The sequence below is a fragment of the Endozoicomonas sp. ALB115 genome, from assembly GCF_049310245.1.
Lineage (GTDB): Bacteria > Pseudomonadota > Gammaproteobacteria > Pseudomonadales > Endozoicomonadaceae > Endozoicomonas.
In genome coordinates, this window is the sequence record NZ_JBLYZG010000048.1 from 16,551 (window position 1) to 37,990 (window position 21,440).

General features: G+C 48.4%; 19 protein-coding genes. 11 read left to right on the forward strand and 8 right to left on the reverse strand.

What is annotated here, in order from left to right; translation table 11 throughout:
• Nucleotides 1-170 precede the first annotated feature (170 nt).
• Nucleotides 171-617 (forward strand): hypothetical protein, encoded by a 447-nt coding sequence (locus ACO6VE_RS18115; protein WP_422462713.1) that lies wholly within the window; start codon nt 171-173, stop codon nt 615-617.
• A 471-nt stretch (nt 618-1,088) separates the two neighbouring features.
• Here the strand turns inward: ACO6VE_RS18115 and fliO are convergent, their stop codons facing one another.
• The gene (gene fliO, locus ACO6VE_RS18120) at nt 1,089-1,493 is read right to left on the reverse strand and encodes a flagellar biosynthetic protein FliO (RefSeq protein WP_422462715.1); all 405 of its coding nucleotides are present in this window, start codon (nt 1,491-1,493) and stop codon (nt 1,089-1,091) included.
• Between the two features lie 493 nt (nt 1,494-1,986).
• Here fliO and ACO6VE_RS18125 point away from each other — a divergent pair, with 493 nt between their 5' ends.
• A complete protein-coding gene (locus tag ACO6VE_RS18125) occupies nt 1,987-5,766 on the forward strand; it encodes a hypothetical protein (protein ID WP_422462717.1) in 3,780 nt (1,259 codons plus the stop codon).
• A gap of 45 nt (nt 5,767-5,811) precedes the next feature.
• Here ACO6VE_RS18125 and ACO6VE_RS18130 read toward each other — a convergent pair whose 3' ends face one another.
• The gene (locus ACO6VE_RS18130; protein WP_101748037.1) at nt 5,812-6,213 is read right to left on the reverse strand and encodes a phnA protein; all 402 of its coding nucleotides are present in this window, start codon (nt 6,211-6,213) and stop codon (nt 5,812-5,814) included.
• Between the two features lie 104 nt (nt 6,214-6,317).
• Here ACO6VE_RS18130 and ACO6VE_RS18135 point away from each other — a divergent pair, with 104 nt between their 5' ends.
• On the forward strand, nt 6,318-6,983 hold the full coding sequence (locus tag ACO6VE_RS18135) for an N-acetylmuramoyl-L-alanine amidase (RefSeq protein ID WP_422462718.1): 666 nt from the start codon (nt 6,318-6,320) through the stop codon (nt 6,981-6,983).
• Nucleotides 6,984-7,111: 128 nt separating this feature from the next.
• Here ACO6VE_RS18135 and ACO6VE_RS18140 read toward each other — a convergent pair whose 3' ends face one another.
• The 3 genes from ACO6VE_RS18140 to ACO6VE_RS18150 all read right to left on the reverse strand — a co-directional run bounded on the left by ACO6VE_RS18140 (nt 7,112) and on the right by ACO6VE_RS18150 (nt 8,851).
• Complete coding sequence (locus ACO6VE_RS18140) at nt 7,112-7,906, reverse strand: phytanoyl-CoA dioxygenase family protein (RefSeq protein ID WP_422449754.1); 795 nt, start codon at nt 7,904-7,906, stop codon at nt 7,112-7,114.
• A gap of 40 nt (nt 7,907-7,946) precedes the next feature.
• Nucleotides 7,947-8,306, reverse strand: coding sequence for a hypothetical protein (locus ACO6VE_RS18145; protein ID WP_422462720.1), 360 nt, complete (start codon nt 8,304-8,306; stop codon nt 7,947-7,949).
• 119 nt (nt 8,307-8,425) lie between these two features.
• Nucleotides 8,426-8,851 (reverse strand): BLUF domain-containing protein, encoded by a 426-nt coding sequence (locus ACO6VE_RS18150; RefSeq protein ID WP_422449752.1) that lies wholly within the window; start codon nt 8,849-8,851, stop codon nt 8,426-8,428.
• A gap of 147 nt (nt 8,852-8,998) precedes the next feature.
• Here ACO6VE_RS18150 and ACO6VE_RS18155 point away from each other — a divergent pair, with 147 nt between their 5' ends.
• Nucleotides 8,999-9,217, forward strand: a complete 219-nt coding sequence (locus ACO6VE_RS18155; RefSeq protein ID WP_422462722.1) for a hypothetical protein — start codon at nt 8,999-9,001, stop codon at nt 9,215-9,217.
• Entirely contained in the window at nt 9,186-10,379 is a 1,194-nt protein-coding gene (locus tag ACO6VE_RS18160; RefSeq protein ID WP_422462724.1) for a class I SAM-dependent rRNA methyltransferase, read from the forward strand. Before ACO6VE_RS18155 ends, ACO6VE_RS18160 begins: the two co-directional genes overlap by 32 nt.
• 25 nt (nt 10,380-10,404) lie before the next feature.
• On the opposite strand, the gene ACO6VE_RS18165 is transcribed toward ACO6VE_RS18160, so the two are convergent.
• Entirely contained in the window at nt 10,405-11,061 is a 657-nt protein-coding gene (locus ACO6VE_RS18165; RefSeq protein ID WP_209200614.1) for an HAD family hydrolase, read from the reverse strand.
• 151 nt (nt 11,062-11,212) lie between these two features.
• Between ACO6VE_RS18165 and ACO6VE_RS18170 the strand changes: the two genes are divergently transcribed.
• The 3 genes from ACO6VE_RS18170 to ptsP all read left to right on the forward strand — a co-directional run bounded on the left by ACO6VE_RS18170 (nt 11,213) and on the right by ptsP (nt 16,542).
• Complete coding sequence (locus ACO6VE_RS18170; protein ID WP_422449749.1) at nt 11,213-13,135, forward strand: hypothetical protein; 1,923 nt, start codon at nt 11,213-11,215, stop codon at nt 13,133-13,135.
• A gap of 290 nt (nt 13,136-13,425) precedes the next feature.
• Nucleotides 13,426-13,917 (forward strand): RNA pyrophosphohydrolase, encoded by a 492-nt coding sequence (rppH, locus tag ACO6VE_RS18175; RefSeq protein ID WP_101744739.1) that lies wholly within the window; start codon nt 13,426-13,428, stop codon nt 13,915-13,917.
• 348 nt (nt 13,918-14,265) lie between these two features.
• A complete protein-coding gene (gene ptsP, locus ACO6VE_RS18180) occupies nt 14,266-16,542 on the forward strand; it encodes a phosphoenolpyruvate--protein phosphotransferase (protein ID WP_422462726.1) in 2,277 nt (758 codons plus the stop codon).
• 207 nt (nt 16,543-16,749) lie between these two features.
• Here the strand turns inward: ptsP and ACO6VE_RS18185 are convergent, their stop codons facing one another.
• Both ACO6VE_RS18185 and ACO6VE_RS18190 read right to left on the reverse strand, forming a co-directional pair.
• On the reverse strand, nt 16,750-17,874 hold the full coding sequence (locus ACO6VE_RS18185; RefSeq protein WP_422462728.1) for a PilT/PilU family type 4a pilus ATPase: 1,125 nt from the start codon (nt 17,872-17,874) through the stop codon (nt 16,750-16,752).
• Between the two features lie 230 nt (nt 17,875-18,104).
• The gene (locus ACO6VE_RS18190) at nt 18,105-19,139 is read right to left on the reverse strand and encodes a type IV pilus twitching motility protein PilT (protein ID WP_422462730.1); all 1,035 of its coding nucleotides are present in this window, start codon (nt 19,137-19,139) and stop codon (nt 18,105-18,107) included.
• 101 nt (nt 19,140-19,240) lie between these two features.
• Here ACO6VE_RS18190 and ACO6VE_RS18195 point away from each other — a divergent pair, with 101 nt between their 5' ends.
• From ACO6VE_RS18195 to ACO6VE_RS18205, 3 genes are all read left to right on the forward strand, one after another.
• Nucleotides 19,241-19,975 (forward strand): YggS family pyridoxal phosphate-dependent enzyme, encoded by a 735-nt coding sequence (locus tag ACO6VE_RS18195; RefSeq protein WP_422450539.1) that lies wholly within the window; start codon nt 19,241-19,243, stop codon nt 19,973-19,975.
• On the forward strand, nt 19,972-20,793 hold the full coding sequence (gene proC / locus ACO6VE_RS18200; RefSeq protein ID WP_422449746.1) for a pyrroline-5-carboxylate reductase: 822 nt from the start codon (nt 19,972-19,974) through the stop codon (nt 20,791-20,793). The genes ACO6VE_RS18195 and proC overlap by 4 nt, the downstream gene beginning before the upstream one ends.
• A gap of 81 nt (nt 20,794-20,874) precedes the next feature.
• Nucleotides 20,875-21,429 carry a YggT family protein gene (locus ACO6VE_RS18205; RefSeq protein WP_422449745.1) on the forward strand — a complete coding sequence of 185 codons (555 nt, stop codon included), beginning with the start codon at nt 20,875-20,877 and terminating at the stop codon, nt 21,427-21,429.
• The last annotated feature ends 11 nt before the right edge of the window (nt 21,430-21,440 follow it).

Here is a 21,440-nt window from a genome sequence, read left to right on the forward strand (position 1 = left end):
CCAAATTGCATCTGCACAAAAAATGAACAGGCATTGTTTTGCCCAGTAACCGTAAGGGATAAAAGGATTTATCCACAGCTCATTCAGGGAGTTGATCAGGGAAACTGTGGAAATCTGTTCACTATCTGGATTAACCTGAAGAAAACACTACCTCAGGGAAGGAGGTTACTATGGCGTGGGTAATGGATGGCGATGTCAAAGGGCTCAGTGGACCGTTCGCACGGGAAGACAGTATGGAAGGAGTGGCGACGGCGGTCTCTGCCGATTCGCTGCCCATTGAGGATGAATCCTACCTCTGCCTGTTATGCCTGCGGGACAGTACTGAGCGGATCATCATGCTCTACTTTAATTACATCAAGTTGCGCCAGGAAATATCAAGAGACACGCCTGCCGTGCTGATCGGCATGCTGATGGTCATGCAGGAAAAACACAAGGGTCTGCAGGAGAAGCTGCTGCATTACTACCCGGGATACATGGCCGCTGGAAAATGGCACGATCGGGATGAGCAAAATGAATGCCTGGGGTATCTCAGTGAAGATAACCGGCAATCCTTACAGCAGATCTGTCTGACCGAGATGAAGATGATGATATTGATATCACAAATGATGGAACGCTGAGGATTTGTCCCAGAATAACTTGATCATTTTACTCTCTGGGAAAAGGTCGCCACCCGCTGCCCGTAAAAGCGCAAGCGGTTTCAGCTTTTCGGGTAGCGGGTAGCGTCTGTAGAAGTGTTGAAGTTATTTCAGGGCCGTTCCTAACCAGTGTATGGTTTCAATGAGTTTGACGTGTACAATCTCCGTTCACCCTGAGCGGAGTCGAAGGGTGCTTGGCACGATCTATCAGAGTCCTGAGTTTCCACCCTTCGACAGGCTCAGGATGAACGGAGCGTACGGGTATTAACGCTTTTCTGCACTAGACATTGACAGGTTGCGCACAGGTTTATGTGGATAACCTGTGCGCTACCTGTATAAGTCCTGTTGCCAGTTATGAATAAGTTTATTTGTGTATAAGCAGGTGTGGACAAACCGAAAACAACAGTCAGGCAGGAGAACCCAGAAAATCAAAACACGTGGATAACGGGGCTGTTAATCGTGGCCCCCTGAACCATCCGCTTTCTCAGAGGATTTATCACCATCCGTTTTGGAGCGCAGGAGTTTTTTAAACTGCTCTGCCAGATCCGTCTGCCCTTTGATCTGACTTCTTTCGACGATCGGGGCATCAAAATCTTTCAGCAGCGTGATTTGGTTAGGTGTGATGCCAATAAGAAGATCTTTGCCACTCACCCGAACCAGAGTCAGGCGTGACTGATTCGTTAGAGGCGCACTGGATAATAACTCGATATCTTTGCCCATGGCCGGCAGTTTGGGGTTAAGCCGCTTGACCAGCCAGGCCAACGCAAAAATCAGGCTGACCACCATCAGCATGGGCATGACAACCTGAAACAGATCCAGTTCACTGACCGGATTGGCAGGCTCTGCTGTCTCAGCCATCAAGCTGGCGGGCAGAAATAACAGGAAAGCGTAATATTTGCATAATTGTCTCATGCTAATGACTATAAAGCTCTCCCGGCTCAGAGTGCAAGCTTCTGATTTGGTTTATATTCTGCGCAATGGTGAAATCCCCTGCTGCTCATTGGCTCATCTTATTAAATCAGTGATTTTAAATGGATTGTCCAGACGTGGATCAATTGACTCCTGATATTCAGATAGTCTTTAAATATCAATAGATTAATAGTACCAGGGGATTTACTACCCTGGTATTTTTATCTCTTTAATGAACTATTGTCCTCAATATTGATCTAAAAGAAGTAATTAGAAAATCATTCGAACCTAATCAGGCTTAAGATATGATTTCTTAACGAATGCAATGACTGTTGCTTGAAGTAAGCGAAACAATGAATCCTTGTGGAATACAGGAAATCCATAAGCTGATTAAAACCCCATACGGTTAAAAAATCTTTCCAGAGTATTTAAGGAGTAAAAAATGGATAATAAGGTTGGGAATAAAGGTTATGGAACAACAAGTTCTTCTCCTGGTGTTGGCCCCTCTGAATCTGCAAGGCGCAGGCATGAAACGGGTACTCATGAAAGATATAAACATCACGCTAAAAATGATGGCACAGAACAACCTGCTCCCTCGCGGCAATTCGCAGGTCGTCCCTGTTCAACAAGGCTGGCGCGGCCTTACGGAGTTTCAGGCAGCACGGGGCCCGGTTCTGTAATCGGCGATATTTCAGGACCTCGACTTGCACCAAAAACCTCTGCTTATTCAATAAGCCAACTGGCTGCAGTTACCCAGTTATCTCCACCCCACAACCGAAGTTCTGCCACTGACTCCTCTGCAAAGTCTTTGAGTGATATTGCCAGGGTATGTTGTGAAATCTTCCATAAAGAAATTTACCCAAGACTCCAATTTATGAATGATGTAATTGAACAGGATGTTCTTAAGGCTGTGTCGACACTGCAAAACTCAGTCACAGTCATGCAGCATTTAAAGGCGTTGAAACCTGATACGAAATTAGATATCGAACACAAACGGGCCCTCGAAGAGGTGGCCACAGCATACCTGACTATGCCAGTTGCCGGGACGACCAATTCTGAAACGGGTTCAAGAGCAAAGAAGTCTGAGTCAACAGTTGAGGGGAATTGGCAAAAATACTCACCCAGGTACGACCTGCGAGCTCAAACCGCTGCCAATAGACCGGGACAATCAGAGGCAACAAACGCTCCTCCACCACCGAAAGTAAAAATTAAACGCCCGGTACTTACCCGATCCAGGCAATCACCGGGTATGGGAACTCAAAGAGAAATACAGGATGCCCGGTCAGATCGGTTTAAACCACAAGCTCGGCAATGTGTGCCCATTCCACCGACTAAAAATAAGCAAGATCGGCCACTGACACCGGTTGCAGATCCATCTGATGATGCTTTCCTGGGTCTGAGTGGTGAGGATCTGACCAAATCTCTCTTGTTTGACATCAGGATTGGCCGGGCGGCTGCCAATTCGATAAAGCATGCCAGACAGCCTGAAGAACTGTCTCCAAAGGTCAGTTCACAACATAAGAACGTTACGCCCCCGTTTATCCAGACTGATTTACCAGGGGCTCATGCATCGACTCCGCTAACGGCTAATGCTTCAGGCTCCTCCGCTTTCCGTTTGCACCCATCGGCACAGAAAAAGCAGGAAACCCCGCTTATTCCACCGAGCTCTCACTTCCGGCCAATCAGGCCTGAAGCGAATGTTGCTGCCACTTCCGCTTTGGCAAAAGGCCTGAATTTGCCGAAAGCCCCAGATCCCGGTGGAGCAAGGCGAAAGCATCCAATACCGAGAGTGGGCAACTGGTCTACAGCACCGGTAACCACGGCAGGTTCAGATGCTGCCCTGAAAGAAGTTCGACACAGCCCTGTTCAGCGGTTTACTCAGAGCTCACCGGAAGCTGACTCTAAACATTTGGGGCGTGCAACCAGAGATCAAGTCATAGAAGCTGTTGGAGGTCGTCACACCATTGCCCCTGACTCCAGGTGCTCTGAGAAAGATGAAGGCGGTTACGACTTAAGTGAGGCTCTTTGGGAGGCAATGAATGAAGAGGTAGGTCTTCCTTCATCTGGTCACAGCTCAGGATCTAGTCCAGATAGTTCATGGCATTTCGTAGACACTAAACCAGATGGGCATGGTGGTACTGGATATCTTATCCGCGCCGAAACTCAAGCTACCCATTGGCCGGACCATCCGCAAAGACAGGCAGCGGAGCCTTGGGTCGCCCTGGGCATGAATGACCCGACTCCCTCTCTGGTATTTGATTTAAATAATCAAAAGATTGATACGTCAGCGCTGCCTGATCAATCCGAGAATACCAGAATCACTGAGGCGCAAATCCCGAAAATAATGAAACAATTTAAAAAGTCAATTCCTATGGATGCCGCTACCGAGGAAAAGATATGGCGCAATATTGGTACTATAGAACTGACTACCACGGAGGTTAAGGCAGCCATTCATGGTGGTAGAGATTCACTTTGTATTGTTCTGGCAAAATGTCTTGAGAGGCCACCATTACCACAACAAGCAGTCTCTCATGCCGACGGACGTAACACTCATCCAGGTGAAGCAACGGTAAGACAAGCAGGCATTCAAGCAAGAAACAATAACTGTAGCCTTGCATCCTTCTTTATGTGTCTTTCACATGATGGCGTGCTGGATACCTTGATTAGTGATGCCAATCATAGAAGTGAAACACTTCAACATTCAAGGAAATATAATGATGCCAGATCCCTGGAAAGGTTAGTTAGCCTACTGAAGAAATTCAATACTGGTGGCAATACTGATAAATATATTCCAAATAATGAACTTGATAAGATCAGAGTACACTTTAGCCTGAGAGCAACCGAATTGAAGAGTGAAGCTATCGATTTTGCTTTCAATAATAAAGGGGAGTTTGTAAGGCTTGTGGTTGAATCGGAATTTATCAATGGCACAAAATTAATAAATGACAATAAAAAAGCGGCAATTTTATTAGCAATATCAGCAGTTCCAAAACATGGTTCATTATACGCTACGGTTATCTCTCTTCCTGATTCATCTACAGGTTGTATGGTTCTCAAAGGCACTCCTCTGGTTGCAGGTCAACAGATAACTAAAGCTGATCTTAAGGATTTGAAATTTGTACCCTTTGGAGAACAACTGGAACACAATGAGCTTATTAACAGGATGCTCAGTGAAATCTATGGGTATTTGAATACTGAAGCCGAGCCGTTACAAAGTATATCGCAATTAGAGCGTGTACCCATGTCACTCAAACAAAAAGTCACCTTGATTGAGATGTCTCATGATCGTAAAGAATTAGAAAAAACTACCAGAAAAGCACCAAATTTTAATACTGCCATAAAGGAGGAAGAAGTTCCTGGAAATTTAAAACTCAAAAAAAGGGAAACCAAACCTCACGAGTACAACAGGAATACTATCGGACAGACTATTGAATATTATCATAATGAAAATGACATCCTGAGTTTAAAGCTGACGAAGGAGCACCATCATGCACATAAGGGTGTAATCCGCAAGAATTTTGAGTACTTTGATAAGGACGGGAATCTGTCCGAGAAAATCATCCTTGGAATGGATAAACACTGTCTGCTTGAGACTCCTTTCGTTCGTTCCAGAGAGTCAGAAAAAGTTGAAAACGGAGAAAGAATCAAAGTTGCAGAAGTGCTGACTGGATATTCACAAAACACTCCACATTCAGGAAATGTAGTAACAACGAAAACAAAGAGAGCGGATAACTTTCAAGATTTGATCGATATCTTTATTGATGGCTTGAAAGGTAAATACAGTAACGGTGCTTTAAAAGCACTTTTACCGGAGGGAAAAGATGATTGTCCGGAAGTCATATTCATGGTCATACCTAATGAGGGTAAACACAAAAGGTGTAAATTAGACTGGCAAAAGGATGTTAGCCTGCCCACGTTACAAGGTGACAAAAAAGTCACTTATGGAGCCGATGCCATGGTTACGATTGCTGAAAGCCACTTTTTAGCCTGGCTAAGAGATCGTAAAAACGGGCTGCTTCACTATACGGACTCCATGGGCGATAGTGAAGACAATGTTACGATTCCTGTGGTGGTTACGATGCCGGATCAGAATACAGAAGCCGCGCTACAAATTGCTGATCAAAAGGTCAATGACATTCATAGACACTTCAGAGAAGCCGAAGGAAAGCTAAAAGCGCTTGATAGCCAGATAGCTTTGGTGATGTTAAAGCGAAAAGATTAAAGAACGCTGAGCCATTTAATAAATGGCTCTTTTTTTGCCCCCTTTTCAGATTTTTGCGGCGTCTGCCCACTGCTCAATGTCAGGCTCAAGGTAAGCATGCTCCAGCGCTTCGATAGCCCAGTCCTGTCTTTCCGATAATTTTCTTAGCAGTCGAAGAGAAACCACCTGAACGGCGGGTATCTGGCTCCAGATACTTTTAGTCAGGCATCGCCAGTGGTTGGGTTCCAGACGTTTTGGCTGCTCCAGTTGCGTTTTACAGGTTTCACAGAGCATCAGACAGTGGTCGTAATCTGGCTCACCGGGTACAGGCTCTACCTCATAGATCGACAGTGGAACGCCGGACGCTTCACACAGTTCACATTTCGATTTTGCCCGCCGTGCCAGGTCCTTTCCCAGCATACTCAGGGCACTCTGTCGCTCCTGATGCTTTAGTAGCCCTTTGGCCATGGTTTATCCTCCAAAAATTTCTTTATCGTTACATCGTGACCGCTTGCAGTCTCTGGATAATCAGACAATGATAAGTTGATCGATATCTGGCTGGCTGCGAGCTTATGACTCTGAATGTGAACAGGGTAAAAACTGCGAACAGGGATGACTGGTTAATTCCTGTGGATTATCTGGTAATTCATTATACAGCGGTAGACCTGAAAGATACGCTGGACATTTTTATGAACCCTGAGTCCTGTGCGTCTTCACATCTGGTGATCGATACGGATGGTGAGATTTATGAACTGGTTGACTGTCTGGATGGCCATGTCTATCGCGGTTGGCATGCCGGGGTTAGTGAGTGGGAAGGCGTTCAGGGGTTCAATGACTGCTCTATTGGCATCGAGCTGGTGAATTATAACGGTAATGTATTCCCGTTTACCGAAGCACAGTACCGGTCGTTGCAGCAGGTGATGGCCAGGTTCAAAGAACACTACCCTGATTTGCGCGACCCTGAGAGGGTGCTTGGTCATGAGCATATTGCCGGCTTTCGTGGCAAAGCTGACCCCGGCATACTGTTTGACTGGCCCCGTTTTTACCGAGAGAACTACCCGGGGCCAGAGGCCCCCTGCCGTCCTGCGCTATGCCCGAAAGCACTGCAAGAGAGTTTGCTGCAACTGCAAAAGAGTGAGCCTGAATCGCAAACAGAAAAAAGCCAGTTCTGGCGTTCGGTCAGTTTGCTGACAGAAACGACCATTCGTCTTATTGCAGAGGCTAAGACAGGCTCTTGATGCATCAGTCAAGACTATGTTGATCCTAGGAGGCTGACCGAGAATAGACTGCCCTACTGCGGTGGCAGCAAATTGAGGGCAAAAAGTCGGAAATTTTCTGCCATCCTCGCTACGGGCGCTATTCTCGGTCAGCCTCCTAGACCCAGAAGCTGCTCTCCAACGGGCGTCAGTTTAGCGGGCTCCCCGGGTTCCGGGTCCTGTTGATACGGAAAGTTACGCCAGCGCTCAGGCGCTCTTTTATCACGCCATAGCTGAATACGCTCTTCCCGATTATCTTCGGTACCCGCCGGGAACATGGAGATATATTGGGTAAGGCGTGGCTTTGAATGGTGGTTCAGGCTGCTGGCATGGGGCAGGCGTGAGTCCCAGAGAATGAAGGTTCCGGCCTTGCCCGCCAGATGGACAATATCATGGCCTTTCAGCTCTTCATCGGTAAAGAGTAGAGAGTTGCGATCCAGTGTCGTTTGTTTCCCGGTGTAAAGGCTGGGAACACAACGGAATGCCCCCTGATTTTCCGCCGTATCCGTCAGGTAGAGAATCCCCTGGTATCTTGGCAGGAACACTTTTTCCGGATGGCTGTCCAGGTGGATCTGACTGTCGTCTTTCTTATCCGGGTGCTCCGGACGCCAGGGTGGTTTGAAGGAGGCTCGATCCAATCTTACCCAGAGATCGTCTGTCTTTAAAAGGTCAGCATACAATCGGTAGACAGGCTCATACTGGCGGATATCCCAGAATGCCTGATGATGATGAATGGGCACAATACCATTACTGCCCAGGTTTTTCCGGTACCAGGTTGTGGGATCATCCAGATCAACCTCCAGAAAGTCAGTAATGGCTTTGATAACGGGCTGGAGTAACTGCCCGGGCACCAGGTCAGGAACGATGATGTAACCTTTTTCCTGCAGTTCGCTTTGATCAATCATTACTCAGGTCCCTTATTTATTGGCTTATTGCGGAACGTTTTCAGTGCAGCGTTGACTCCAGTGTCTGAGCCTCATCAAACTCTGAAGGCAGGCTGTCATCAAGGCTATCCAGCAAGGCCATAACTGTTTGGCGGATAATATCCGTGTTCTTGTTCAGCTTATGGTATTTGACAATGCTGATCAGCATTTGTGCCAGGGGATAAATCCGAAGATGGTTTTTAATATCGGCTGGGGATATTTTTCCTGTTGCCCCTTCAACGTAGTCATTGGCACCCCGGGTAAATCCTTTGTGGGCTGACTCGAGAAGGTCCATCGCTGAGCGGTTATCGGCGCTGTCCATCAATGATTGGAGCAGGGTGTTCAATGGTTCTTCGTTGTTATGGGAATGGTTATGAGACATCTCTACAGCTCCTGTGAAGGTTCTGTAGAGACTAAAATTCCATTAATGGCGTTGGTATCCGTATATTTGCCAGTGTCATGATGATCAGTACCGTGTAAGCGCGAGTAATCAGGACATTCTCAGTAGTTAAGCGCGTTAAACGACTGGATGAAACTGCGGGCATGATGGGTTTCATGAGTGAACTGCCGCAGATTCAGGTTTTCATGAATGTAGGTTGGAAAATCCTGTAACGAGGTCTCTTTTTCCATATTGCAAAAACCCATGGACCAGTCCTGAAAGCTGCGGCAGGCCGCAGGCGCAGATATGATTTTGATGATATTGTGGTGGCGGCTATCTTTGCAGATTCCCTGATATACCTGCAGCACATGCTGTTTTGTTCCTTCCAGCATCTGCAGGAAATTACCGCCTTTGTACAACAGCATTCCGGTAATATCCAGGCTCAGGTTATTGTCTCTGCTTTCGTTCAGCAGAGCGAGCAGGCTGTCATTGTTCATCAGTTGACTGGCAGAACTGACATAAATCAGATAATAAAGTGATTGTTCCATTCACTGTAACCCTTAATCCATTACAATCATTACCCGGGCGTTCAGCCCTGTTAATTTTTTACCAGATTAACCTGACATTAAAAAGTGATAAAAAATGGCGAGGGCAACCGCTCTAACCAGGACACGGACTGCTTTGGAACAGATGTTATGATCCGTCCACAGACAACAGGCTTCTGGCGTACAACGTTTACACTCTGCCTTGGCTCCTTTATGGTGTTTGCCAATCTTTATATCAGCCAGCCTCTGTTGCCAATGCTGGCGTATAGTTTCCATTTGACGGCACTGGAAGCCAGCTTCAGTTTTACCATCACAGCGTTCATGCTGGGGTTTGCTCATGATATTAAAACGATTACGCCTGAAGAATAAGGCTGACCGCCGCCTGAAACTCGGGCACCTGTGGATATACAGTAATGAAGTGGATACGCAGACCACACCACTGAGCAGCTTTGCTGTGGGTGAGTGCGTACTGGTTGAAAACTCCTTTGGCAAGACGCTGGGTACGGCTTATGTGAACCCCAATAGCCTGATCTGTGCCCGCCTGGTCAGTCGGGAAGCTGACCGGCCACTGGATAAGGCGCTTTTGATTGATAAAATTAACGTTGCTCTCAGTCTGCGCGAGCGATTGTTTGAAAAGCCCTATTACCGGTTAGTTTATGGTGATAGTGACGGATTGCCCGGGCTGGTGGTTGACCGGTTTGATGAGGTACTGGTGGCGCAGATATCCACGGCGGGTATGGAGCAGGTTCGGGATGACGTTGTGGAAGCGTTAAACCAGGTTCTGAAATCTAAAGGTATTTTGTTCAAGAACCGTGGCAATGCCCGCAAGCTGGAAGACCTGCCGCAATATATTGAGGTCGCTTCCGGAGCGGTTCCGGAAGTGGTGGTGCTGGAAGAGAATGGCGTAAGCTTTCAGGCTCCGGTGATGGAAGGCCAGAAAACCGGGTGGTTTTATGATCACCGGCTCAATCGGGACCGCCTGCGGCATTATGTTAAAGGTAAACGGGTTCTGGATGTTTTCAGTTATGTGGGTGGCTGGGGCATTCAGGCGGCGGCTTTCGGGGCGGATAAAGTGACCTGCGTCGATGCGTCTGCCCTGGCATTGGAAAATGTTCATGCCAATGCGGAACTCAATGAGGTTCAGCATAAGGTGGACACTCTGCAAGGTGATGCCTTTGAAGCATTGAAGGCGTTGAAAGACAGCCAGGAACGGTTTGACCTGGTTATTGTTGATCCGCCCGCCTTTATTAAAAAGCGCAAAGATATGAAAGCTGGTGAACAGGCCTATCGTCGCATCAATGAGCTGGCTATGCGTTTACTGGAGAGGGATGGTTATCTGGTGGCAGCCTCCTGCTCAATGCATTTGCACCGGGATAATATGATTGATTTGCTACGGGCTGGCAGTCGTCATATTGACCGTAACCTGCAGATTCTGGATCAGGGGCACCAGGGACCGGATCATCCTGTGCACCCATGCATTCCGGAAACGGACTATATTAAAGCGATTTTTGGCCGGTTAACTGTTCAATAAATGGCCTTTAAGGTTCATAGAGCCACTAACGGAAACTGATAACTGGCCAGCCATGGGCTTCTGCAAAGCTTTTGAGTTCCGGATCGGGGTCGACAGCGACAGGGTTGTCGACCTTCTTCAGCAGCGGCAGGTCATTTTGAGAGTCGCTGTAGAAGTAGCTGCCTGCCATTGAGTGCTCCGGGTGCTGGTTGAGCCATTCCTGCAGGCGGAGTACTTTCCCCTGCTGATAGGTGGGGATTCCGGTAACGTTGCCAGTATAGCGGTTGTCGCTGATCTCCAGGTCAATGGCCAGCAGGGCATCTACCTTGAACTGGTCAGCAATGGGTTTGGTCACAAAGCGATTGGTGGCGGTGATGATCATAATATAATCACCACGCTGGCGGTGGTGTTCTATCCTGGCCAGTGCTTTATCCAACAGGATGGGGCTGATAACCTGTGCCATAAACTGACCATGCCAGGTTGCAAGCGCTTCCAGGGAGTATTGTGTTAATGGTTCAAGGCAAAAATCCAGATACTCCCGGATGTCCATAACCCCCTGTTGATACTGTTTATAAAAACGATGGTTACCTTCCCTGAAGCTTTCACTATCCACCAGGCCATTAGCGGCCATAAACTCTCCCCACAGGGCATCACTGTCGCCAGCAATGAGAGTATTGTCCAGATCAAAGATTGCCAGGGTCATTGTTACTCCGGTTTATTAGTCAGGCCGAGTGTTTCGGGATTATACAGGTTCTTTATCAACCCAAAAGCAATTACCCAATTCTGAATATTAAGTTTTTTGAATTTTTTATTACCAAGACTGTCTAATAGTTTTTTATCGATTGAGTTTTGTTATGGAAAGAAATAGTGGTGTATTACCGGGTACGCCATTTGGCCTGATGAATTATTATGATCACCGCAAAACCGTTCAGACTGATTCAGCTGTTTTTGGCCAACGTCAAGTATCAAACTGCCCCCCTGAAGCAAGAACAAATTATCTGGCTAATGCGAATAGTCAAGATCCGGGATATAGGATTAAGGAAGATCTGTTTAACCTGCTTGATGAGAATGGAGGGCGTTTAGCTCCGAAGCCAGCCCATTATTCGACTCCTCTGAGTCATTTAAATGCCCTGCAAGGCCAACAGACTCATGCGGTGCCGGTGACCGGGTTTTCTCCATCTACGCCTGTTACAACTTGTCTGGTGGATCAGCAAAGAGAGAGCCTCTCTTCTGTGTTTCTGCCAACTACCTGCATGATACCACAGCCGTTTGCAGAGCCTTATGTTCAAACAGTGGATAATAGCTTTAGCCATTTATGGAAGCAAAGGCAGGTATCCAACACAGGGCCTGAAACGGTGGATGGTTATTTAAGCAAACCCACCCCATCGGGAGATCATGTTGCATCAGCTCCTGTTTATTTGATGGAAAACCTGAGTATCGGTGAGCAATCTGGAGCAGTCAGTTTTCCGAACTTCTGGCCACTGGAAGCAGAAGCAAGTGCTGACCCTGTAAAAACACAGGATCTTGCACCTCCCCAGACACCTCATGCAAGTGAATCTGTCGCTTCGACCAACCGTGGTGAAGAAGTAATTACCGCTGCACATTTGGAGTCATCGGCGGCGGATGTACACAGTTCTCAACAACTTCCGGCTTTTTTAAGAAAAAAAATCCTGATTTCCCATTGGGGCTTATTGGAAAGGTATGCAAAGTCTCAGAAAGGAGGGAGCAGTCAATGGGCTAAAGCGTGGCAGAACGCCCTTGATTTTGCCTTGCAGTGCTCTGAGGAGGACTATCACTACAATTTAAATGTGGCGAAAGCTTTAACAAGACTCAAGTATATGGACCGGGCAAAAGAGATTTTGCTTGATCAGCTGGCTAAGTCTAATGATCAGAGATATCTTTTGGGTGTTAATAAACAGTTAGGATTCTTATTTTATAAAGAACAGAGCTACGTCACTTCCATAAAATATTATATGCATGGCTTTGTAGGCACGATGGATGTCCCTAATTATATTTACTCATTTATACATTCCGCAATGAAGCAAACTATTAGAATGTGTGATGACAAACAATTTGTAACCAATGCTGTTTGCTGGTTCAATTACCTGCAGCCAAAGACAAGAAAAAATAAAGTAGAGATCTCTAATTTTATCTTTCCACTCTATTATTCATCTATGTCTTCCTTAGAAGCTTCACAGACTTACACAGAGTATCTGGTGCCAGATCAGATGAAATGGGCCATTACCCGATGGAAAGATCTGGAATCCCTGGCTGCGAGCCTGAAGCCAGGAGATCCTAATTGGTTTGCGTCTTGGACTTGTGCCTTGAATTTTGCTTTGGAGTGTAAAAAGCTGAATTATCATTTCAACCTTAATGTAGCGATAGCATTAACCCGGTTGAATCAGCTGGATCTGGCCATCGACACTCTGTTCCAGCAGTTGTCTGTGCATGAATATGCAAATGAACACACGTACTTCATGGCCATAAATAAGCAACTGGGGTTTATCTTTTTCAGAAAAGGTGAGTATCTGGACTCTATTCATTACTATATGAATTGCTTTGATGGCTCAAGAGCTTTAGCCGACAAGACCTACCAGTATATAACCATCGCCATGCGCGCTTTCCAGGACGACGTGGACCCTGAATTCAGTCGTTCAGCAAATGACTGGTATAACCGGCTTTACTCACAATCAATGGAAGACAAACGGCTGTTCGGGAAGAAACGGACCTCTGTAACAAAGGCCCCCTTGTTACCTCTGGATTCTGCATCCGTGTAGTAGTGCAGTCTATACCGGATATTTTCGAACAGCCTTCTGGTACGTCATGTCAATGAGTTTGATAGTTCCAATCGCCATTCACCCTGAAGGTTTGCTGTATTGTATCCGTTTGTGAAACAATGCGTGATAAGTAATAGTTTAAGTGGCCACCGACAAGTGATTGCGTCTAAATCCTGTTGTTCTTTGAACAGTCAGCTTCATGCCCCGTTTTAGTGTGGGGTTATGATTATGTTCCTGGAAGTGGGAGGGTATTCGTACCATAGGATGGTGGCTCTAAGGTAGCCATATACGTGATTGACATCGATGGATTCAGGCCAAATGTAGGCATTATCCTGGCGAATCATCACGGTCAGTTATTGTGGGCTCGGCGGATCAGGCAGGATGCCTGGCAATTTCCCCAGGGTGGTATCAATGATGGGGAGACGCCGGAAGATGCCATGTACAGAGAGCTGTTTGAGGAGATAGGTCTTCATCCTGAAGATGTAGAAATCCTTGGCTGCACCCGGGGTTGGTTACGTTATCGTCTACCGAGACGTCTCGTCCGACGGGATCAGCAACCGCTGTGCATCGGGCAGAAGCAGAAATGGTTTTTGCTGCAGCTGCTGAGCAATGATGACCGTATTCGGGTTGACCACACGAGGTCTCCGGAATTTGATGGCTGGCGCTGGGTGAGTTACTGGTACCCTCTTGGTCAGGTGGTTTCTTTTAAACGGGAAGTCTACAGGCGGGCGCTGAAAGAGTTGGTACCCAGAATTGGGAAGTTACAGTCCAGAGGGGGGTGACAGGTTGCCATGAGCCTGTCGGACTTAAGCTTCCGTCCAGCCTCCCGGGCCCAATGGATATTTCTTTAAACCTGTGGGCTGCAATAACAGGAAAGATGTTAACAGGCAATATAATTTGCCATGGATTGCTATTGTACTGTTAAAGTAGTTGCAGCAAGTATTAAGTAGTTAACCAAATGAAATCATATATTTCTGACTAAGTTGTCAGTCACTCTGCGGCGTTGCAACTCCGGTCACATAGCTACGGCTATGCTCCCTACGTTGCGCCTTGCATAGCAACTGCCCACTTAGCCAGAAATATACGATTCCATTTGGCCAACTACTTATCAGACCGGATACGTGATAGACATGCTAAACACCCTGCGCAATATCGTACAGGAAGTCAGTTCTGCCTCTGATCTACAGGTGGCACTGCAGATTATTGTGCAGCGGGTTCGTGGTGCCATGAACACCGAGGTGTGCTCGGTCTATCTATACGATTCTGAGAGCACCTCTTATACGCTGATGGCTTCAGAGGGTTTGAACCCTTCCGCGGTCGGACAGGTGACTCTCTTTCATTCTGAAGGTCTTGTTGGGCAGGTGGGGCTGCGGGAAGAGCCCATAAACCTCGAAGATGCCGCTTCTCACCCGAAATTTCACTATATCCGTGAAACCGGAGAAGAGCGATTCACCTCTTTTCTCGGTGTCCCCATTATCCATCACCGTAATACGCTGGGTGTGCTGGTGGTTCAGCAGGTTGAGCAGCGACGTTTTGATGAACATGAAGAAGCGTTTCTGGTCACCATGTCGGCCCAATTGGCAGGGGTTATTGCCCATGCCCAGGCAACCGGCTCGATCAATAATGTCTCCACGCCCACCCGCACAAAACGAATTGCTCGCTTTCAGGGGAGTGCCGGCGCCACAGGGGTAGCCATTGGTGAGGCGGTGGTGATTACGCCTCCGGCCGATCTTGGTGCAGTACCTGAGCGTACCTGCAAGGATATAGATCTGGAACTCGCCTTGCTTGACGATGCACTGGCTGCGGTGCGAAAAGAAATGAAAGACACCGCTGAACGATTGTCTGACCGTTTACCTGCCGAGGAACATGCACTCTTTGATGTTTATCTGAGAATGCTGGATGACCGGGCCCTTGGGCAGGAGATAAGAGAGCGGATTCGGGGTGGATCCTGGGCACAGGGTGCCTTGAGACAGGTGATCGAAGAGCATATCCGCAATTTCGAAATGATGGACGATCATTATCTCCGTGAACGGGCTGCCGACGTCAGGGACCTGGGGCGCAGAGTACTTTCTCATCTCCAGCAGGGAGAGCATGCGAGGGTTGAATACCCGGCGAATACCATTCTGATCAGTGAGGAGCTTTCTCCGGTTATGCTGGGCGAGGTGCCACAGGAGTCACTGGCGGGTCTGGTTTCCAAGCAAGGTTCCAGTAACTCCCATGTGGCTATTCTTGCCCGCGCTTTAGGCGTGCCTACCGTCATGGGGGTGGTTGATCTGCCTTTCCATAAGCTGTCCGGTAAAAAGCTGATTGTGGATGGTAATCTTGGCCTGATTTACTCCTCTCCGGCCCAGGAGCTGCTGGATTATTACACCGAAGTGCTGGAAGAGGAAAATCAGTTCAGTAAGGGATTGGAAGCCATCAGAGATCTGCCCTGTGAGACCCCGGATAATTACCGTATTCCGCTCTGGGTCAACACCGGACTGATGACCGATACCATCCGCTCACTGGACAGAGGAGCTGAAGGTGTTGGTCTGTATCGGACAGAAGTCCCTTTTATGGTTCGGGATCGCTTTCCCAGTGAATCCGAACAGGAAAAGATCTACCGGCACCAGCTTGAAGCTTTTGCGCCACGCCCCGTGACCATGAGAACCCTGGATATTGGCGGTGATAAGTCGCTGAGTTATTTCCCCATCAAGGAAGATAACCCTTTCCTTGGCTGGCGGGGGATTCGGGTAACACTGGATCATCCGGAAATTTTTCTGGTGCAGGTCCGGGCCATGTTAAAAGCCAGCGTGGGGCTGGATAATCTCCGGATTATGCTGCCGATGGTATCCAGTATTTTTGAAGTCGAGGAAGCGCAACACCTCATTCACCGGGCCCATGCGGAAGTGCTTGCTGAAGGCCTGCCAGTCTCCATGCCACCGGTGGGTGTGATGGTGGAAGTGCCCGCTGCCGTTTATATGGTCAAGGACCTTGCACAACGTGTCGACTTTCTTTCCATCGGATCAAATGACCTTATTCAATACCTGCTGGCCGTAGACCGCAACAACCCCCGGGTATCTGACCTTTATCACTCCTTTCACCCCGCCGTACTGCATGCCTTGCAGAAGGTTGCGGACGATGCCCATCAGGAAGGAAAGACCGTCAGCATCTGCGGTGAAATGGCAGGTGACCCTGCGGCAGCGGTACTGTTAATGGCCATGGGCTTCGATATGCTGTCGATGAGCGCCGTGAATCTGTTAAAAGTAAAATGGGTGTTAAGACGCATCGGTATGGATCGTGCAAAAATGATATTGTCGGATTTAATGAAGCACGACAATGCGCAGGTGATTCGCAGCTCCCTGGAACTTGCCCTGTGTAAAGAAGGCATGGGCAAGGTTCTCGGGATCAAGAGCCGACGTTTCTAGGAGGCTGACCGAGAATAGCGCCCGTAGCGAGGATGGCAGAAAATTGAGGATAAAAAGTCGGAAATTTTTAGCGAATAGTGGTTCTATTTGCTAAAAATTTCCGACTTTTTAGACCAATTTGCTGCCACCGCACGACTGCATGGATGCAGGAGCTAGAGCAACGCAGGAGCAGTTACCGCGTAGGGCAGTCTATTCTCGGTCAGCCTCCTAGGCTTCTTCCATCTGCAAGGTCAATTTACCGGAACGCTGGGTAAGATAACTCTCATCTACTTCTGAACCCAGCTTAATCATCAGACGCAAGTCGTTTGCAGAATCAGCATGCCGGATGGCGTCTTCATAGCTGACCTCGCCAAGGTTGTAGAGATCAAATAATGCCTGATCGAAAGTTTGCATGCCCAGCTCCCGGGATTTTTTCATTAACTCTTTCAGTGCATGAACATCCCCTTTGCGAATCATATCCTGGGCCAGGGGGGTATTCAGTAACACTTCTATGGCCGGAAGCCGCCCTTTACCATCCAGAGAAGGAACCAGCTGCTGGGCGACAATGCCCTTCAGATTCAGGGAAAGATCCATCCACACCTGGTGATGATGTTCCGGAGGGAAAAAGTGAAGAATGCGATCCAATGCCTGGTTGGCATTATTGGCATGCAGCGTTGCCAGGCACAGATGGCCGGTTTCTGCGAAGTTCAGGGCATATTGCATGGTATCCTGACTGCGAATTTCACCAATCATAATGACATCAGGAGCCTGACGCAGGGTATTTTTCAGCGCGACTTCATAAGACTTGGTATCAATCCCCACTTCCCGCTGGGTTACAATGCACCTTTTGTGTTGATGGATAAATTCAATGGGGTCTTCAATGCTGATGATATGACCTGTGTCGTTTTCATTACGATAGCCAAGCATCGCCGCCAGGGTTGTCGACTTCCCCGTGCTGGTAGCGCCCACCAGGATAACCAGCCCTCGTTTGACCATGGTCAGGTCTTTCAGGATAGGTGGAAGTTTCAACTGTTCAAAACCGGGTATTTTCTCTTCAATTCGGCGCAAAACCATCCCTGACTGGTTTCTCTGCTGAAAAGCACTGACCCGGAACCGGCCAATACCCATTTTGGCAATGGCAAAGTTACACTCATGCTTCAGCTCAAACTCCAGGCGCTGCTTCTCATCCATTACCCCAAGCACAAAATCTTTTGCTTCTGCGGCCGTCAACGGTGTCTTGTTGACAGGTATCAAACGTCCGTCAAGCTTGACACTGGGAGGATAGCCGGCAGTGATAAACAGATCCGATGCTTTTTTTACGGCAACCAGTTTTAATAATTTTTCAATATCCATTTATCATCACATTGACGTTAAAAGACAGCCCGGTGCTCACTCCCGGCAAACGGTGATCTGAAAGACCTAGGAGCCTGCCCGAGAATAGACTGCCCTACTGCGGTGGCAGCAAATTGGTCTAAAAATTCCGTTTTGTTCGGCAAATAGCCCCGCTATTCACCTCACAAAACGGAATTTTTATCCTCAATTTTCTGCCATCCTCGCTACGGGCGCTATTCTCGGACAGGCTCCTAGAATGCGTCACGGTCCTTGGCCTTTTCACGGGCCACATCACGAGAGATCAGTCCCTTTTTCATCAGGTTCGTCAGGCACTGATCCAGTGTTTGCATGCCAAGTCCACCGCCGGTCTGAATGGCCGAGTACATCTGGGCAACTTTATCTTCGCGAATCAGGTTTCGAATACCTGGCGTGCCAAGCATAATCTCATGGGCAGCTACCCGGCCTCCACCGTTTTTCTTCAAAAGTGTTTGCGAGATCACAGCCTGGAGTGATTCCGAGAGCATTGAACGCACCATGGACTTCTCTTCCGCCGGAAATACATCGACGATACGGTCAATGGTTTTTGCCGCCGAGGTGGTGTGCAACGTACCGAACACCAGGTGACCGGTTTCCGCAGCGGTCATCGCCAGACGAATCGTTTCCAGGTCACGCATCTCACCAACCAGAATAATATCGGGATCTTCACGCAACGCAGAGCGCAGGGCATTGCTGAAGCTATGAGTATCCCGATGCACTTCCCGCTGGTTAACCAGACACTTTTTCGGGGTGTGGATAAATTCAATGGGGTCTTCGATGGTCAGGATATGCTGATATTTGGTGTCATTAATGTAATCCATCATGGCCGCCAGCGTGGTGCTCTTGCCAGAGCCGGTAGGGCCAGTCACCAGCACTAACCCCCGGGGTTTATCCGCAATGGTTTTAAATACCTGTCCCATGCCCAGGTCATCCATGGTCAGTACTTTACTGGGAATAGCCCGGAACACCGCCCCCGCTCCCCGGTTTTGATTGAAAGCATTGACACGGAAACGGGCAACGCCCGGTACTTCAAACGAGAAGTCCGCTTCCAGGTGCTCTTCCAGATCTTTACGCTGTTTGTCGTTCATGATGTCATAGATCAAACCATGAACTTCTTTCTGCTCCATGGGCGGCAGATTGATACGGCGAACATCACCGTCGATTCGAATAATTGGCGGAAGTCCTGCCGACAGATGCAGATCCGAAGCCCCCTGTTTATAGCTGAACGCCAATAGCTCAGTAATATCCATTTATTATCCCCCTTACACCAGGAAGCAGGTAAACTATGAGATTGTCAGGGAATAGCGCTATTCCCGGACAATCTTCCTGCCAATTTATTATTTACCCGGTAATGTACAACCTGATGACCTTATTACAAAACCGATTTCAACGGGTTTATGACCGAATTCATCAAGCTGAGCAAGCCTGCAATCGCAACGGGCAAGTGCAACTGCTGGCAGTCAGCAAAACCAAACCTGCCTCTATGGTGCGTGAAGCATGGCATCTGGGTCAAAAGCATTTTGGCGAAAACTACCTTCAGGAAGCCCTGGGCAAAATGGATGAGCTCAGTGACCTTGTGGATATCCACTGGCATTTCATCGGTCCAATCCAGTCCAACAAAACCCGGGATATCAGCAGCCACTTTGACTGGGTTCACAGTGTTGACCGGCTGAAAATCGCGCAAAGGCTGAATGATCAACGTCCTCGGGAGCTCCCCCCGTTAAATATCTGCCTGCAAGTGAATATCAGCGGCGAAGCGTCAAAATCCGGGATCCGCCTGCATGAGCTGCCAGCGCTGGTAACCTCCATTGCCCGTTTACCCCACCTGAAGCTGCGTGGCCTGATGGCTCTTCCCGCCCCGGAAACCGACCCTGACCGACAGCGCGAGCCTTTCCGGGCACTGACCAATGCGTTACATTCCCTGAATACCGAGTTCTCACTGACGATGGACACCCTGTCCATGGGCATGACGGATGATCTTGAGGCAGCGATTCAGGAAGGTTCAACCATGGTCCGTATTGGTACTGCACTGTTTGGCTCCAGAACCTCTGCCCATCAAGCGCCTGAAAGGGACAGCAACGCATGAATGAATCAACCATTGCTTTTATCGGTGCTGGCAATATGGCCAGCAGTATTATCGGTGGCCTGATCAATAATGGCTGGCCAACCTACCAGTTGATTGCTTCCGCCAGAACGGCAGAAACATTGTCCGATATCCGTGAAAAATTTAATATTGCCACCACCGTGGATAACCACCAGGCCGTCAGCCAGGCGGACATCATTATGCTTTGTGTGAAGCCACAGGTGATGAAAGCGGTTCTGACCGACTTAAGCCCGTCCATAAAACCGGATGCCCTGGTTATCTCCGTCGCTGCCGGCATTACCATGGAAAGTCTGCAGAACTGGGGAGGCGAGCACCTTTCGATCGTGCGCAGCATGCCAAACACACCTTCTGCGCTGCAATGCGGTGCCAGCGGTTTGTTTGCTAACAAAAACGTCAGTACTGCCCAAAAAGCGCTGACCGATGATATTTTTAATGCCATTGGTATTGCCAGATGGGTCGACCATGAGTCGTTAATTGATGCGGTCATTGCCGTTTCCGGCAGTGGCCCGGCCTACTATTTCCTGCTGATGGAAATTATGGAACAGGTCGGTGTTCGCCTTGGCCTTGATACAGAAACCTCAAGACAGCTGACCCTGCAAACGGCCCTGGGGGCTGCCAGGATGGCAACGGAAAGTGATGTTGATGTCGCCGAGCTTCGTCGTCGCATTACCTCTCCCAACGGAACCACGGAACAGGCCATAAAAACGTTTCAGGAACAGGGGTTGCCTGAGCTGGTGGCACAGGCGATGAATGCTGCCGTCAACCGGTCGATAGAACTGGCAGAAACGCTGCAAGACTGATTCTGTTGACGGGCGATGGAAAGCGGTAATATGCGCAAAGATTATTAAATTATTTTGACCAAAGGGTAACCAATACACTCTATGTCTGCACTTTCTTCGAGTCTCAGCTTCCTGATCCAGACCCTGGGCGGTTTGTATATCATGGCTGTGTTGATTCGCTTCCTGCTTCAGCTGGTTCGAGCCGACTTCTATAACCCGATTTCTCAAGCTATCGTGAAAGCCACATCGCCACTGCTCAACCCCATCCGCAAGATAATTCCCGGTTATGGCGGTGTGGACATGGCCTCTCTGGTTCTGGCGCTGATACTTCAGATCACACTGCTCTATGTACTGCTGTTGATAGGCGGTTTCTCTCCGGCGACCATTCCTTTCCCCAGCGTCCTGATCAGCAGCCTGATTAAACTGGGCATCGAGTTTCTGAATATTTATATGTTCAGTCTGATCATTATTGCCATCGCCAGCTGGGTAGCGCCGAACAGCTATAACCCTGGACTGATGCTGCTGTTCCAGATTACCGAGCCACTCACCAGCCGTATACGCAAAGTGATCCCACCCCTTGGCGGGCTGGATTTTTCCCTGATGGTTCTGGTGATCATTATTATTACCCTGAAGAATTTTCTGGGTGCCCTGGCCTGACTCTGCCAATC

What these genes read in the sequence shown, in the direction of transcription:
- ACO6VE_RS18115 (WP_422462713.1), top strand. Translation starts at nt 171, where the DNA reads ATGGCGTGGGTAATGGATGGCGATGTCAAAGGGCTCAGTGGACCGTTC.
- fliO (WP_422462715.1), bottom strand. Translation starts at nt 1,493, where the DNA reads ATGGCTGAGACAGCAGAGCCTGCCAATCCGGTCAGTGAACTGGATCTG.
- ACO6VE_RS18125 (WP_422462717.1), top strand. Translation starts at nt 1,987, where the DNA reads ATGGATAATAAGGTTGGGAATAAAGGTTATGGAACAACAAGTTCTTCT.
- ACO6VE_RS18130 (WP_101748037.1), bottom strand. Translation starts at nt 6,213, where the DNA reads ATGGCCAAAGGGCTACTAAAGCATCAGGAGCGACAGAGTGCCCTGAGT.
- ACO6VE_RS18135 (WP_422462718.1), top strand. Translation starts at nt 6,318, where the DNA reads ATGACTCTGAATGTGAACAGGGTAAAAACTGCGAACAGGGATGACTGG.
- ACO6VE_RS18140 (WP_422449754.1), bottom strand. Translation starts at nt 7,906, where the DNA reads ATGATTGATCAAAGCGAACTGCAGGAAAAAGGTTACATCATCGTTCCT.
- ACO6VE_RS18145 (WP_422462720.1), bottom strand. Translation starts at nt 8,306, where the DNA reads ATGTCTCATAACCATTCCCATAACAACGAAGAACCATTGAACACCCTG.
- ACO6VE_RS18150 (WP_422449752.1), bottom strand. Translation starts at nt 8,851, where the DNA reads ATGGAACAATCACTTTATTATCTGATTTATGTCAGTTCTGCCAGTCAA.
- ACO6VE_RS18155 (WP_422462722.1), top strand. Translation starts at nt 8,999, where the DNA reads ATGATCCGTCCACAGACAACAGGCTTCTGGCGTACAACGTTTACACTC.
- ACO6VE_RS18160 (WP_422462724.1), top strand. Translation starts at nt 9,186, where the DNA reads ATGATATTAAAACGATTACGCCTGAAGAATAAGGCTGACCGCCGCCTG.
- ACO6VE_RS18165 (WP_209200614.1), bottom strand. Translation starts at nt 11,061, where the DNA reads ATGACCCTGGCAATCTTTGATCTGGACAATACTCTCATTGCTGGCGAC.
- ACO6VE_RS18170 (WP_422449749.1), top strand. Translation starts at nt 11,213, where the DNA reads ATGGAAAGAAATAGTGGTGTATTACCGGGTACGCCATTTGGCCTGATG.
- ptsP (WP_422462726.1), top strand. Translation starts at nt 14,266, where the DNA reads ATGCTAAACACCCTGCGCAATATCGTACAGGAAGTCAGTTCTGCCTCT.
- ACO6VE_RS18185 (WP_422462728.1), bottom strand. Translation starts at nt 17,874, where the DNA reads ATGGATATTGAAAAATTATTAAAACTGGTTGCCGTAAAAAAAGCATCG.
- ACO6VE_RS18190 (WP_422462730.1), bottom strand. Translation starts at nt 19,139, where the DNA reads ATGGATATTACTGAGCTATTGGCGTTCAGCTATAAACAGGGGGCTTCG.
- ACO6VE_RS18195 (WP_422450539.1), top strand. Translation starts at nt 19,241, where the DNA reads ATGTACAACCTGATGACCTTATTACAAAACCGATTTCAACGGGTTTAT.
- proC (WP_422449746.1), top strand. Translation starts at nt 19,972, where the DNA reads ATGAATGAATCAACCATTGCTTTTATCGGTGCTGGCAATATGGCCAGC.
- ACO6VE_RS18205 (WP_422449745.1), top strand. Translation starts at nt 20,875, where the DNA reads ATGTCTGCACTTTCTTCGAGTCTCAGCTTCCTGATCCAGACCCTGGGC.